The organism is Actinoplanes subtropicus (assembly GCF_000721705.1).
GTDB lineage: Bacteria > Actinomycetota > Actinomycetes > Mycobacteriales > Micromonosporaceae > Actinoplanes > Actinoplanes subtropicus.
The window spans coordinates 63097-76978 of the sequence record NZ_JOJL01000014.1; the positions used below are offsets into that span (position 1 = coordinate 63097).

Annotated in this window: 13 protein-coding genes; 4 read left to right on the forward strand and 9 right to left on the reverse strand. The window is 69.2% G+C overall.

Features of this window, described 5'->3' with window-relative positions; translation table 11 throughout:
* Positions 1-186: 186 nt before the first annotated feature.
* From IH26_RS0120460 to IH26_RS0120475, 5 genes are all read right to left on the reverse strand, one after another.
* Positions 187-651 carry an SRPBCC family protein gene (locus IH26_RS0120460; protein WP_030437827.1) on the reverse strand — a complete coding sequence of 155 codons (465 nt, stop codon included), beginning with the start codon at positions 649-651 and terminating at the stop codon, positions 187-189.
* Between the two features lie 83 nt (positions 652-734).
* Positions 735-1367, reverse strand: a complete 633-nt coding sequence (locus tag IH26_RS0120465) for an MFS transporter (RefSeq protein ID WP_157437287.1) — start codon at positions 1365-1367, stop codon at positions 735-737.
* Between the two features lie 3 nt (positions 1368-1370).
* Entirely contained in the window at positions 1371-1655 is a 285-nt protein-coding gene (locus tag IH26_RS0120470; protein ID WP_030437829.1) for a hypothetical protein, read from the reverse strand.
* Positions 1652-1957 (reverse strand): ATP-binding cassette domain-containing protein, encoded by a 306-nt coding sequence (locus IH26_RS64540; RefSeq protein WP_084598954.1) that lies wholly within the window; start codon positions 1955-1957, stop codon positions 1652-1654. The genes IH26_RS0120470 and IH26_RS64540 overlap by 4 nt, the downstream gene beginning before the upstream one ends.
* Positions 1950-2900: a TauD/TfdA dioxygenase family protein gene (locus tag IH26_RS0120475; protein ID WP_030437830.1), complete on the reverse strand. Its 951-nt coding sequence runs from the start codon at positions 2898-2900 to the stop codon at positions 1950-1952. The genes IH26_RS64540 and IH26_RS0120475 overlap by 8 nt, the downstream gene beginning before the upstream one ends.
* 283 nt (positions 2901-3183) lie before the next feature.
* Between IH26_RS0120475 and IH26_RS0120480 the strand changes: the two genes are divergently transcribed.
* Together IH26_RS0120480 and IH26_RS0120485 are read left to right on the forward strand one after the other, a co-directional pair.
* Complete coding sequence (locus IH26_RS0120480; protein ID WP_030437831.1) at positions 3184-4779, forward strand: FAD-dependent oxidoreductase; 1596 nt, start codon at positions 3184-3186, stop codon at positions 4777-4779.
* Positions 4776-5180, forward strand: coding sequence for a 4Fe-4S dicluster domain-containing protein (locus tag IH26_RS0120485; RefSeq protein WP_084598955.1), 405 nt, complete (start codon positions 4776-4778; stop codon positions 5178-5180). Before IH26_RS0120480 ends, IH26_RS0120485 begins: the two co-directional genes overlap by 4 nt.
* Here IH26_RS0120485 and IH26_RS0120490 read toward each other — a convergent pair.
* The gene (locus IH26_RS0120490; protein ID WP_030437833.1) at positions 5123-6175 is read right to left on the reverse strand and encodes an LLM class flavin-dependent oxidoreductase; all 1053 of its coding nucleotides are present in this window, start codon (positions 6173-6175) and stop codon (positions 5123-5125) included. The genes IH26_RS0120485 and IH26_RS0120490 overlap by 58 nt on opposite strands.
* Positions 6176-6331: 156 nt before the next feature.
* On the opposite strand from IH26_RS0120490, the gene IH26_RS0120495 reads away from it, so the two are divergent.
* Positions 6332-6826 (forward strand): beta-class carbonic anhydrase, encoded by a 495-nt coding sequence (locus IH26_RS0120495; RefSeq protein ID WP_030437834.1) that lies wholly within the window; start codon positions 6332-6334, stop codon positions 6824-6826.
* A gap of 35 nt (positions 6827-6861) precedes the next feature.
* Here the strand turns inward: IH26_RS0120495 and IH26_RS0120500 are convergent, their stop codons facing one another.
* The 3 genes from IH26_RS0120500 to vanA form a co-directional block, all read right to left on the reverse strand.
* On the reverse strand, positions 6862-9033 hold the full coding sequence (locus IH26_RS0120500; protein WP_030437835.1) for an RICIN domain-containing protein: 2172 nt from the start codon (positions 9031-9033) through the stop codon (positions 6862-6864).
* 451 nt (positions 9034-9484) lie between these two features.
* Positions 9485-10696, reverse strand: coding sequence for an AI-2E family transporter (locus IH26_RS0120505; protein WP_084598956.1), 1212 nt, complete (start codon positions 10694-10696; stop codon positions 9485-9487).
* Between the two features lie 466 nt (positions 10697-11162).
* Positions 11163-12194: a D-alanine--(R)-lactate ligase gene (gene vanA / locus IH26_RS0120510; protein WP_030437837.1), complete on the reverse strand. Its 1032-nt coding sequence runs from the start codon at positions 12192-12194 to the stop codon at positions 11163-11165.
* Between the two features lie 450 nt (positions 12195-12644).
* Between vanA and IH26_RS0120515 the strand changes: the two genes are divergently transcribed.
* On the forward strand, positions 12645-13874 hold the full coding sequence (locus IH26_RS0120515) for a pyridoxal phosphate-dependent aminotransferase (protein WP_245665329.1): 1230 nt from the start codon (positions 12645-12647) through the stop codon (positions 13872-13874).
* Positions 13875-13882: the final 8 nt, after the last annotated feature.

Consider the following 13882-nt stretch of genomic DNA (forward strand, 5'->3'; position numbering starts at 1 on the left):
TTCTCGTCCTCGCGTGTGCTGAGCATCATGCCGGCTCCGTCCGGCTGGTGCCACCCGCGGGCACCCCGCCGCCAGGGCACAGCGGCAACTCGGCGCGAACCCGTTTACCGCCCTCGTGCGACGCGGACGGCTCAGTGGCCGACGGCCTTGCGAATGCTGTCGGCCACTGCAGTCCGGGACCGTCGCTCAGGCGTCGGGGCGTGTCACTTCTCCCCGCCACGAGCCGGAGGCATCGCCGCGGCTCTCGATGAACTCCTTGAATCGCCTGGCGTCGGCCTTCACCTGGTGGCTGTCGACGCCGACGGCGCTGCCGACCTTCTCGGCCAGGCCCTCGGGTTCCCAGTCGAGCTGAATGGTCACCCGGGTCTGGTTGTCGCCGAGGCGGTGGAACGTGACCACGCCGGCGTGCCTGGTGTCACCGCCAGTGCTCTTCCACGCGACCCGCTCTTCGGGATGTTGTTCGGTGATCTCCGCATCGAACTCGCGGGTCTGCCCGGCGACCTCAGTCACCCAGTGGGTGTGGGTAGGGTCGGTCTGGGTGATCGACTCGACTCCGTCCATGAACTGCGGAAAGTCCTCGAACTGGGTCCATTGGTCGTACGCCGTCCTGATCGGCACGTTCACGTCGACGGATTCGGTCACGCTGGTCACGACTGTCTCTCCTCACCTTGGACGTGAAGGTGGGATACCCGGCGTCGGACGGTTCAATCAGTTGCGTCGTTATGTGCGTCGTTTTATCTTCCAACCGCTCGCCCGGCACCGGCCGAGCTGATCCGGACCGCCAGCCGATGATCGCGACCGCGAGCAGCGACACGCCGAAGACGGCGAAACAGATCGTGTAGGCGGCCGGTGCCGGCCAGGTTCGTGCCGAGCGTGCCGCCGACCGTACGCATGATGGTGTTGACGCCGGCGGCAACCCCGGCCTGGTCGGCGGGCACGGACCGCACGGTGCGCACGGCCACGGCCGCGAATGCCAGGCCGATGCCGGCGCCCTCCACCAGCAGGGCCAGCAGCAGGCTGACCGGGCTGCCGTGGGCCGCTGCCATCCAGCCGTAGGAGACGGCCGCCGCGAGGCCGCCCAGGAACAGCGGGGAACGCGGCCCGGACGCCTCGGCGATCCGGCCCACCAACGGGGTCACGGCGAACGTCCCCGCGGCGGTCGGCAACAGGTAGAGCCCGACCGCGGCGGCCGGCGCCCCGAACCCGGCCCCCGTCCGCGGGTCCTGCTGGACCAGCAGCGGGACGATCATCCAGGCGGCGAACATCCCGAAGCCGAGCAGTAGCGTCGCCAGGTTCGTGTCCCGCACCTCCGGCCGCCACAGGGTGCGCAGGCCGACCATCGGACGGGCGGTGCGCAGCTCCCGCACCACCTATCCGGCGGCGGCCAGGAGCGTGAGCCCGAGCAGCCCCAGCACCACCACCGGCCGGCCCGCCGGGATCTCCGTGACGGCCAGCAGCAACGTCGTCAACCAGGTGGCGAGCAGGACGCCGGGCACGCTGACCCGCCCGGCGCAGGTGCGGCCGGTCTCCGGCGCGAATGCCAGGGTGGCCCCGGCCGCCGCCAGCGCCAGCCCCGCCGCCAGCGCCAGCCCCGCCGCCAGCGCCAGCCCCGCCGGCAGCCAGAACAGCCAGTGGTACGACAGCGGCCCGATCACCGGGCCGGCGAGCGGCGTGGGCGTACTGCTGGAAGACGATCCTGCGGTCGAGGCCCGGGCCGGTGATGGGCCGTCCGTCCAGCAGCAGGGTGCCCTCGGTCGGCCGGTCGAGGCCGCCGAGCAGGTTTGAGCGCCGTGGACTTCCCGCACCCGCTCGGGCCGACGAGGACCAGGAACTCGCCGTCGCGGACCTCCAGGTCGAAGTCCTTCAGCGCGGTGTACCCGCCGGCGGCAGCACCGCCGGCGGGAAACACCTTGGTCGCGCCGCGCGCGCTGACCTTGACGCGGTGGGTGTCAGACACCGGAGACCGCGGGTTCGCGCTGGGCCCGGAACTCGACGCCGGAGATCAGTTCGGAGGTGAAGCCGTCCGGGCCGACCGGGCGGTCACCGATCAGGGTGACCCGATGCAGTGTGCGCTCGACGTCGAGGTGTTCGAGGTCCTCCGGGGCCAGGTGGGCGGTGGCCCGGTTGTCCCAGAAGGCGATGTCGCCCGGCTGCCAGCGGAACCGCACCGTGTACGCGGGCCGGGCGATCTGTCCGAAGAACAGGTCGAGGATCTGCCGGCTCTCCGCGGCGGACAGGCCGAGGATCTTCTTGGTGAATCCCGGGTTGACGAACAGCGCGCGCTCCCCGGTCTCCGGATGCACCCGCACCACCGGATGGACGGCCACGAGCAGGTTCTTGTTGATGCGCTCGGCGTAGCGGCCGCTTTCGTCGGCCTCGCTGCCGGCCAGGAAGCGATGCTCGGCGCGCAGGCCGTCGGCTAGGGCGCGCAGCGGCTCGGACAGCCCTTCGTACGCGGCGACGAGGTTGCTCCAGGCGGTGTCGCCGCCGAAGGCGGGCACCGTCTCGGCGCGCAGGATGGACGCGGCGGGCGGGTTGACCGCCGCGGTGACGTCGGTGTGCCAGCCCGAGTAGTAGGAATACTGGCGGCGGGTCTGCTGCTTGCGGTCGAGTCCGTACAGCTTTTCGTAGCGGCGCGGGTCGATGGTCAGGATCTCCGGGTGTTCCTCCGGCGGGGCGTCCTCGTGCGGGTGGGCGTGGGTGAGCTCGCCGAACTGGCGGGCGAAGGCGATCTGGCGGCCGTGGTCGAGGTGCTGGCCACGGAAGAAGACCACCTTGTGGGCGAGCAGCGCGGCCCGGATCGCGGCGACGTCCTCTTCGGACAGCGGCGCGGACAGGTCGACGCCGGTGATCTCGGCGCCGATGTGACCGGCGACCCGGTCGATGCGGACGGTGGACATGGCGTTGCCTCCCTGGAAGGGCTGACGGCGGTGATGGGCCCGCGCGGCCACGCCGAGCACACCGGTGTGCACGGCGGGTGTTGCGGGAGAAAGAGAGCGCTCAGCGACAGGCGGCGCAGGTCATAGCGCACATCAAATATCCCTAACTCCTATATGTCAAGTATGGATTTGGGACGCGGATCGCCCTAGCCTCACAAGGGTGAACGCCCCACTGCCCGACCGCCGCGCCGAGCGGCTCGGCCCGCCGCACAGTGACCGCTGCCACCGGAACCCTGGAGGATCTGTGATCGACATCCTGGACCTGACCGCCGACGTGCTGGTGGCCGGCGGAGGGCCGGCCGGCGCCTGGGCCGCGCTCAAGGCCGCCCAGGCCGGCGCCGACGTCATCCTGGTCGACAAGGGATATCTCGGAACCAGCGGCGCCACCGCCTCCGCCGGCACCGGCGTCTGGTACGTCGAACCCGAGACCGAGGCCCGCGAGGCAGCCATGGCCAGCCGGGAGAACCTCAACGGCCACCTGTCCGACCGGCGCTGGATGGCCCGCGTCCTCGACCAGACCTACGCCAACATCAACGAGCTGGCGACAGCCGGCCGGTACCCGTTCCCCATCCTGGACGACGGCTCCGAATTGCGCCGTGGCGTCCAGGGACCGGAATACATGCGCCGGATGCGCGCCTGGCTCAAGCGGGCCGGCGTGCGCATCCTCGACCACAGCCCGGTCCTGGAACTGCTCACCGATCCGGCCGGTGCGGTCGCGGGCGTGGCCGGGCACCGGCGGCAGCTCGACCAGCCCTACCGGGTGCGGGCCGGCGCCGTGGTGCTCGCCACCGGCGGCTGCGCCTTCCTCTCCCGGGCGCTGGGGTGCGACGTCAACACCGGCGACGGTGCGTTGTTCGCGGCCGAGGTCGGCGCGGCCTTCTCCGGTATGGAGTTCTCCAACGCGTACGCCATCGCCCCGGAGTTCTCCACCGTGACCAAGACCGCCTACTACAACTACGCCACCTTCTACCGCGAGGACGGAACCGTCCTCGAGGGCGCGGGCAGTCAGCGCGGCCGCTCCGTCATCGCCCGCGCGCTGCTGACCGGGCGCGTCTTCGCCCGGCTCGACCTCGCCGGCGAGACCGTGCGGGCGGCCATGCGGCTCGGCCAGCCCAACTTCTTCCTGCCCTTCGACCGGATGCGGATCGACCCGTTCACCGACCGGTTCCCCATCACCCTGCTGCTCGAGGGCACCGTCCGGGGCACCGGCGGCGTCCGGGTGGCCGACGAGGACTGCTCGACCGGCGTGGCCGGCCTCTACGTGGCCGGCGACGCCGCCACCCGCGAGCTGATCTGCGGCGGCTTCACCGGCGGCGGCTCGCACAACTCCGCCTGGGCCATGTCGTCGGGCACCTGGGCGGGCACCGCCGCCGCCCGGCACGCGCGGGCCCTGGGGCCGGCGGCGAAGCGGCGCCGGCTGATCGCCACCGGCCAGGCGGGACTGCGCCCCACCGGCGCGCAGCTGGGCACCCACCACGACGTCGTGCGGGCGGTCCAGGCCGAGACCCATCCGTACGAGAAGAACTACCTGCGCCACGGCGACGTGCTGGCCGAGGCGCTCGCCACCCTCGACGAGCTCTGGACGTACACCAGCGCCCACACCCGGGGCCCGGATCCGGTCGGCGGCCGGCAGGCGGCCGCCATGGTGGCGCACGCTCGCTGGATGTACACCGCCGCCCTGGCCCGCACCGAGTCCCGCGGCATGCACAAACGCCTCGACTACCCGGACACCGATCCGACCCGCCGGCACCGACTCCTGGTGGGCGGCCTCGACGAACTGTGGACCAAGGCCGACCCGGTCCGCCCGCACACCCCGCTCGACCTGGCGGTGGCTTCGTGATCGAACTGGTCAGCAAGGACCGGTGCGTCACCTGCGACCGGTGCGTCGAGGCCTGCCCCACCAACGTCTTCGACCGCGGCGCCGACGGCATCCCCGTGATCGCCCGGCAGTCCGACTGCCAGACCTGCTTCATGTGCGAGGCGTACTGCCCCACCGACGCCCTCTTCGTAGCACCCACCGTGACCCCGCTACCGACCGGCGATCCGCTGCGCAACGAGGACCACCTCGTCGCCACCGGACTTCTCGGCAGCTACCGCACCGGCCTCGGCTGGGGCCACGGCCGCACACCCGGATCCCGCCTCGCCGTCGGACCCGACCTCACACCCCACAAGGAGAGCTCTCATCAGGCCGCCAGTAACGGCAGGAGCTGTTCGCCCTGCCGCCTGATCTCCGGTAGGTAGGGCGTGTCCGACAGGACGAAATGCGTGACGCCGAGGCTGCGGTACTTACGCAGGGCGAGGGCCACGTCCTCGGCCGAACCGACCAGCCAGGTGCTGCCCGCCCCGCCACCGCCGAACCGCCCCGGCACGGTGTAGAGGTTGTCGTCGAGCACCTCGCCGCGCTCGGCCAGGTCGAGCAGGCGCCGCTGGCCGACGGCGGCGTTCCAGCGCGGGTCGCGATCGGCCGCCTGGGCGCCGCCGGCCATCCGGGCCACGCGCGCCTCGGCGTTCGCCCACGCCTGACCGGTGGTGTCCCGCACCACGGTCGTCACCCGCAGGCCGAACTCCAGCGGCGGCAGGTCGCGGTCCAGCTCGGCGGAGAGCCGGCGGAGCCGGTCGATCCGTTCGGCGATGTCGTCCAGCGGTTCACCCCAGAACAGCTGCACGTCCGCCTCGGTGGCCGCGACCCGCTCGGCCGCCTCGGACGCGCCGCCGAAGTAGAGAAGCGGCTGCCGGACCAGGGGACGCGGCACGACCGTCGAGCCGTTCACCCGGAAATGCTCGCCGTGGAAGGTGACATGCTCCTCGGTCCACAGCCGGCGCACGAGACGCATGAACTCCTTGGTCCGCGCGTACCGCTGGGCCGGATCGCTCTGCCCGTCCCCGTACGCGGCCAAGTCGTCTGTGCCCGACACGATGTTGACCAGTACCCGGCCGCCGGAGAGGTGGTCGAGGGTCGCCGCGGCAGCGGCGAACTGGGCCGGCCGCCAGTAGCCCGGCCGCACGGCGACGAGCGGGCGGAACGTGGTGGTGCGCGCGGCGAGTGCCGTCGCGAGGGTGAACGTGTCGGGACGGCCCCACCCCGTACCGATCAGGGCCCCACCCCAGCCGTACGTTTCGAGAGCCAGCGCCTGCCGGGTCAACGTCGCCAAGCTGTTGTGCCCGGCCACCGCATCGTCGCCGCGGTGGCCCGGCTCGGCCTGGTTCGGCACGTACCAGAAATGCTCCGCACTCACACCCCGGGTCCCTTCTGGGTGGTGAGGTGCCGCCGAGCTGCGCAACGGCACAAGTCCCCATAAGTCTAGTTGGTCTATAGGTTTAGGAGTATATTCCGATCGGAGATCCGTCCATCCCGGCCCCGCAGCGTGGGAACGGGCCGAAGGGAGTGCACGATGACCGCCACCGACGACCTGCTCGCCAACGCCGAGCGCTACGCCGCCGCCTTCGACAAGGGCGACCTGGCCCTGCCGCCGGCCAGACACGTCGCCGTGGTCGCCTGCATGGACGCCCGGCTGAACCCGTACGGCCTGCTCGGTCTCGCCGAAGGCGACGCCCACGTGATCCGCAACGCCGGCGGCGTGATCACCGCCGACGAGCTCCGCAGCCTCGCGATCAGCCAGCGCCTGCTCGGCACCACCGAGATCATCCTGATCCACCACACCGACTGCGGCATGCTCACCTTCACCGACGACGAATTCCGCGGCAGCATCGAGCGCGAGGTGGGCATCAAGCCGCCATGGACCGCCGAGGCCTTCACCGACCTCGACCAGGACGTCCGCCAGTCGCTCAGGCGAATTCTCGCGGACCCGTTCATCCCGGTGAAGGATTCGGTGCGCGGCTTCGTCTACGACGTCACCACGGGCAAGCTGGCCGAGGTCACGATCTGAGCCTGGTCAGAGACTTCACGCGCGCGCGGGCCCGGTCACGGGCCGCTGACGATGCTGGTCACCTGGTGGCCGCTGTTCACGGCCGCACCGGTGTTGTTGATGACGTGGCTGATCGTGCCGGTGCCGCCGAGCGAGACCGTCACCAGGTCGTGGAACTTGACCCCGGAGTTCGCCGGCACCTCGAACGCGTGCGCGTTGACCACCGACGAGTTGACGTTGAAGTAGCAGTAGCTGCCCAGACCCCAGGCCTCGTGCGAGGTGACCGAGTCACCCACCTTGTAGGCCGCCCAGCCCTGGGTCGAGCCGTTCAGGTAGGCGGCCTGGTTCGGCGGGTCGTACGGCATCTCGTTCTGGTAGAAGTAGGTCCGCCCGCCGTTGCCGTTCCAGATCGTCTGGTACTGCTGGTAGTGCTCGACGAACAGGCCGTAGAAGGTCACGTTCTGGCCGTTCACGATCAGGCCGTTGCGGGCCGTGTTGATCGTCCAGCCCACGGTGCCGTCGTTGCCGTGGTCGGCCCGCCAGATCCAGGCGTGGTCGCCGATCACGTTGTTGCTGTTGATCTCGACGCTTTCGGTCGCCTTGCCGGCGATGGCGCCGCCGATCCGGACGAAGACATCGGACAGCAGGGTCGGGTTGGCCGCGTGTGAGGCGTTCGACCCGGCCGGGCCGACCTGCAGCAGGATGTTCGAGTTGGTGGTGCCGGCGTCGAAGAGCAGACCGGCCAGCCGTACGCCGTCGACGTCGGCGATGTGCATGGCGTCGACCCCGCCGTCCGGCACGAAGGTCGCCAGGCCCAGACCGAGAACGACGGTGCCGGCCCGGGTCACGTTCAGTGTCTGGTTGAGGTGGTAGACACCGGGCGTGACGAGCAGGTTCTTACCGGCCGCGAGGGCCGCGTTGATCGTCGCGGCGGTGTCGCCGGATTTCACCACGTAGAACGTGCCGATCGGCAGCGAGGTGCCGGCCGGTGATCCGCTCGCCCAGGTGGTGCCGCTCGTGTCGGACCGCAGGGCGGGAACGAAGACCTGGTACGTGCCGGTGCCGTCCACGTACAGGTAAGGCTTCTCCGCGATGACCGGGGCCGACGCGACGGTGGTGTACGGCGGGGACGGGAAGCTCTGCGCGGGCGCACCCGGGTCGCCGACGAAGACCTGGTTCCAGTTCGAGCCGGTCCAGCTGCCCATCTGCGTGTTGCGGGTGAGGAACTGCTGTTGCGTGCCGGATTGGATCTGCCCGTCGATCTTGGAGTCGGCGATGAAGCCGCCGGACGACCAGCCCCCGTCCGAGAGGGCGAGGCTGCCGCGCAGATGCATCCGCCGGTACGGGGCCGCCTGGGAGACCGCCCATCGGTCGAGGCCATCGCCCGGCGTGACCGACAGGCCCTCGGCCGAGCGCCAGAAGTTCTGCGTGGCGTTCTGCGAACCGTCCGGCCACCAGTCGGCCTCGACGTGCACATGACCGTTGATGGTCACCTGGTCGGGGGTGAGACCGAGACCGGCGACCTGGGTGAAGAAGCCGACGTTGGCATCGACGTTGTAGGTGCCCGGCTTGAACAGCAGCGCGTACCGTGCGTCGCCGAACTGGTTGCTGACCTGTGCGTTGAAGACGCTGGTCAGCTTGCTCTGCACCGTCGACGCCGACATCGACGGGTCGAAGACCGTGACGTTCGGTCCGAGGTCAGGATTTGTCGGGTTTGTCGGAACGGTCGTCGGGGGCGTGGTCGTGCCGCCGGAGAAGGTCCACTTCTGATTGGCTGTCCCGGCACAGTCCCAGATCTGCAGCTTGGCGCCGTCCGCGGTGTTGTTGTCCTTGACGTCGAGGCACTTCCCGGCGGCGTTGTTGACAAGGTCACCGGCGGCGCTCAGCGTCCACTTCTGAGTGGCCACCGTGTCGTAGCAGTCCCAAAAATGCACGACGGCGCCGTTGGCGGTCGAGTTGTTGGCTATGTCCAGGCATTTGCCCCGGCCCTGCACCGAACCGTTGTCGGCGAGGGTCCACTGCTGGTTCGGGTTGCCCGGCGTGCACGTCCACATCTGCGGCTGGTTGCCGTTGGCGGTCGACCCGTCGGTGACGTCGAGACACTTGCCGTTCAGCGACGACACGAGCGTGCCGGATGAAGAGGCGAAGGCGGTGGTGACGCCGACGAGGCCGAGCGCGCCTACCGCGCAGGCCATGATGGCGCCGGCCATGAACTTGCGAGATCGCATGGGGATGCCTCCCGGAGGGGATGAGGGGAAACCGGAAAGTCCCCTAACCGTTCTCGCCGGATATCCGCCGGGTCAAGCGACGAACCTTTGACTTAAGGCTTAGTTAAAGGTTCCGGAACAAGAGAGCGCTCTCTGCCGGTACCGCTCCCGGAAGCGGTTCCGACGCCTACAAAACACTCATTTCGTACGACGCCCCCGACGCCACCTCGTTTCCCGCGCCCTCAAACGCCGGCCCGATGTCCGGCTCCTCCCCGGCGGCTGATCGCGCACAGCGCCGTCCGCAACGACCGCGCCGGAGCGCAGGGGCGCACTACGCCGAAGCCCTGCGCGCCGCCCACCGGGGAGGCGGCCCGATCCTCGAGCCCATCGTGCGGCGCCACACTGCCGGGCACGTGATCGACCGCCGACCTGCCCGCGGGCGACCCGAACGCGCCACGCTCGTCCGGAGGGCTCAGGAGCGGTCGAGTCGAGGAAAGACGGTTTCCATCAGCAGAATCCGCACCGCGGCGGCGACCGGGATGGCGATCAGGGCACCGATTATCCCCAGGACCGCGCCGCCGAACAGCACCGCCACCACCGTGACGGTCGCCGGTACCTCGACCGCCTTGCCGATGATTTTCGGAACGATCAGGTAGTCCTCGAGAAGCCGGAACACCACGTAGAACAATGCGGTCGCGATGGCAATCGGAACGGAAACACTCAGCGCGACCAGCGACACGATGATCCCGCCGATGGTCGACCCCACGATCGGGATGAGATCGAGCAGAGCCACCATCAAGGCCAGCAGCAACGGGTACGGCACCCCGAAAACCAGCAGCCACACGAACGTGCTCACCCCGGCCAGCAACGATGTCGCCAGATTGCCGAGGACGAAAGCACCCACCTTGGCGAACATCTCGTCACCGATCAGAATGGCCCGCGGGCGCCGGCTGTTGGGCATCAGCCGATAGATCAGCTGCCGGATCCGAGGAAGATCCGCCAGGAAATAGATCGTCAGAACCAGTACGGTCGCGACGGCAGCGGTCGCACTGAGCACCATCTGCCCCGCGCCGAGCAGACCACCGAAAATGCTCTGGCCATTGCCCGACAGCAGCGCCTCGACCCGCTGCTGAACGTGGAACTGCACGTTCAGCCGGCCCAGCAGCGAACTGCGGTCCTGCAACTGACCCACGTACTGCGGCAGCCGATGGATGAACTGGGTGCTCTGGGCCACCAACGGCGGAACGGCCGCGGCGATGAAACCGCCCACCACACCGAGCACCACCACGATGACCGCCACGACGGCGGCGGCCCGGGGAATCCACCGGACGCCCCATCGCACGGCCGGCTCCAGCCCGACCGCCAGGAACAACGCCACCCCGACCAGCAGCAGAACCTCGCTCGAGGCGGCCAGAAACTTGATCACGCCGTACGTCACCGCGACGCCCGCCGCCCCCAGCATGCCCACCACGAACGGCGACCGCCGGTTGATCGGCCGGCCCGGCCTGCCCAGCGGCGCCTCCTCCGTCCGGGCAGCCTCGGCAGCCTCCTCGGCAGCGGCCAACAACTCCTCGCCCGCCCCGGCATCGGTCACCTCGCCGGCCAGAGCCCGAGAGTCCTGCTCAGCGGTGGAAAGCGACGCACGCTCCCCGGCGTCCGGTCGCGGCGCCTGGTCCTGGCCCATGAGAGTCCATTCACGTCGACAGGCGCCCCAAGGACAGAACGCCAACTGCGCTCGGCGTACCCGATGCCGGGCCCGGCCAATCGCGGCATCCGCCCGCGCCGGTGGCGGCCGGCTCACGGGCACGGTGGCCATATACAGCCTGCTTGGGTGGCCGGCCGGCAGCGGCTTCGCCTGATCACCGGCACGATCCCGCAGGACGTACCGGACGGGGTGCCCTTCCCGCGGCACCAGACTCAACCGACCAGCCGTTTCGCCGCGCCGACACCATCAGCAGGCGTCGGTTCCGCGGGGCGGCGGCCCGGCGCTCCGCCCCCAGCAGCCCGGCGGCGGAGAGCCGGTCACACCCTGCCCCGCATCGGTCATCCGGACCGACGACCGGCAGAGTTCACCACCCGGAACCCGCCATCAAGCCCGCACGTGGTGCGGGCACACCTCATCCGCCCAAGAGCGAGATCGGCGTGCATCGTCATCTGGCCGCCAGCGCCAGCGACACCAACCGGTCGATCATTTCGCCGAACGGCAGTCCCGCGGCCTGCATCATTCGCGGGTAGCGGCTGTACGAGGTCAGTCCGGGCAGGGTGTTCACCTCGTTGAGCACCACCGTGCCGTCCTCCTTCAGGAACATGTCCACCCGGGCGAGTCCCCGGCAGCCGAGAAGGCGATAGATGGTCTTGGCCGTCTCCTGGACGAGTTCACGCGACTCGGCCGAGATGTCCGCGGGGCAGATGAAGGACGAATTCTCGGATCCGGTTTCGGGCGTGGCCTCCTGGTGAATTCGGAAGAAACCATGGGTCAGCGCGACCCGGTCCGGCTCGCCGACGAATAGCTCCCCCTCGTTCCCGAGAATGGCGCAGCCGATCTCGCTGCCGACCACACCCTCCTCGATCAGCACCTTCGAATCGTACTTCCGTGCGGCTTCCAGCGCGCTCGACAGTTCTTCCGCGCTGGTCACCTTGCTGACCCCGAAGGACGACCCGGAACGGGCCGGCTTGACGAAGACCGGGTAGTTGAGCTGGTCGGGATCGACCTCCTCGTCCGCCGAGACGATCCGGAAGTACGGCGTGGCGATCCCCCCGCTGCTGACGACCCGGTAGGTGAGGGACTTGTCTATGCACAGGGCAGAGCTCGGGATGTCGCAGCCCGCGTACGGAATGCCGGAGAACTCGAACAGGCCCTGGATCGCGCCGTCCTCGCCGAGCTTGCCGTGCAGAACCGGCAGCACGACGTCCAGCCGGATCGCCTCGTACTTGCCGTCGTCCAGCACGAGCAGTCCGTGGACACCGCGGTCCGGCGACAGTTCGGCCGGGCGGCTGTTGCTCTCCCAGTTCTCGTGCGGGCCGTCGCAGAGCTTCCATTCACCGTTCTCCGTGATGCCGATGTAGAACGGCTCGTATTTCTGGAGATCGAGGTATTTTGCGACCTCGCGTGCGGACTTGAGCGAGACGGGGTGCTCTTCGGAGATGCCGCCAAAGATGATGCCGAGCTTCAATCGGGCCATACTGATCATCTCGCTTTCGTATTCCGGGCTGTGGATGAGGCATTCTAAAACATGTCGTTTCGAGCGCGTTCCGCGGGATAGGCGCAACGCGGCTGACGAGCACGTCCGACCATTTCCGCGACGGCTCGCCGGTGTCATTTCGTACGACCGGCGGCCGCCCCCGCGTGCAGAATGAGCCGAGGGGACGCCTCCCGCAGCCCGGCTCAGAATGCCCCGTCTCGTCGGCAAAGTCACGACCCCGGAAGAAGATCAGGTTCGCCAAGAGCAGTGCCTCCGATGAGGTGAGGTGGACGTCCGCGGAACGGAGTGTCGCCCTCACGTTGTCCATGTCGAGCTGTCCGAAACCCTCCGGATCAGCCGATTGCCTGGCGGCGAGGACGAGCCGGCACCAGGCTAGTCGTTCAGGTTGCCAAGGGGTGGGACGCGTGGGGCCCAGGACGTGGTAGGTGTGTGGCCGGGCGGGAGACTGGCTTGGTGAAGCAGGCACAGCGGTTGAAGAGTGTCCGGTATGACATTCGCGGTCCGGTGTTGCGGCGGGCGCAAGAGTTGGAGGACGCGGGACATCAGATCCTGAAGCTGAATCTTGGTAATCCGGCGCCGTGGGGGTTGGCGACGCCGGAGCCGATCGTCGCGGACATGGTGCACAACCTGTCGTCGGCGCAGGGTTACAGCGACGCGCGGGGTATCTACTCGGCGCGGGTTGCGGTCGCGCAGTATTACCAGAGTCAGGGCGTCACGGATGTGCAGCCTGAGGATGTCATGCTCGGCAACGGTGTTTCCGAGCTGATCGTGATGGTGTTGCAGGCGCTGCTCGACGCCGGTGACGAGGTGCTCGTGCCGAGCCCCGACTATCCGCTCTGGACCGGTGCCGTACTGCTGTGCGGTGGTCGCGCCGTGCACTACCGGTGTGACGAGGCAGCGGGCTGGGTTCCCGATCTGGAGCATCTCGCCGCCCGGATCGGCCCGGACACCCGCGCCATGGTCATCATCAATCCGAACAATCCGACCGGGGCGGTCTATCCCCGCGAGACGCTGCTGGGGATGCTGGAGCTGGCTCGTGAGCACCGGCTGCTCGTGCTGACCGACGAGATCTACGACAAGATCGTGTTCGACGGGCAGACGCATTACACGGCCGCGGCGCTCGCCCCGGACATTCCGATGGTGAGCATGGGCGGGCTCTCGAAGACCTACCGGGCGGCTGGTTTCCGGTCGGGCTGGCTGGCGCTGAGCGGTTTCACCGGGCACTCGGGCGATTATCGTGAGGGCCTGCAGCTGCTCGCGAACATGCGGTTGTGTCCCAACGTTCCCGGCCAGCACGCCATCCAGACGGCCCTGGGTGGCTATCAGAGCATCGAGGCGCTGATCCGGCCGGGCGGCCGGCTGTACGAGCAGCGCAACCACGCGTGGGAGAAGCTGGTCGCGATCCCGGGGGTCGATTGCGTACGCCCGCAGGGCGCGCTCTACCTGTTCGCCCGCCTGGACCCGGCCATCCACAAGATCCACGACGACGAACGGCTGATCATCGACCTCCTGGAGCAGCAGCACCTGCTGCTCTCCCACGGCACCGGCTTCAACCTCGACACACCCGACCACCTACGCCTGGTCTTCCTCGCCCCGCACGAAGTCCTCGATGACGCCACCGACCGCCTGAGCATCTTCCTGGAGACCTACCACCAGTAGCCGGCCGC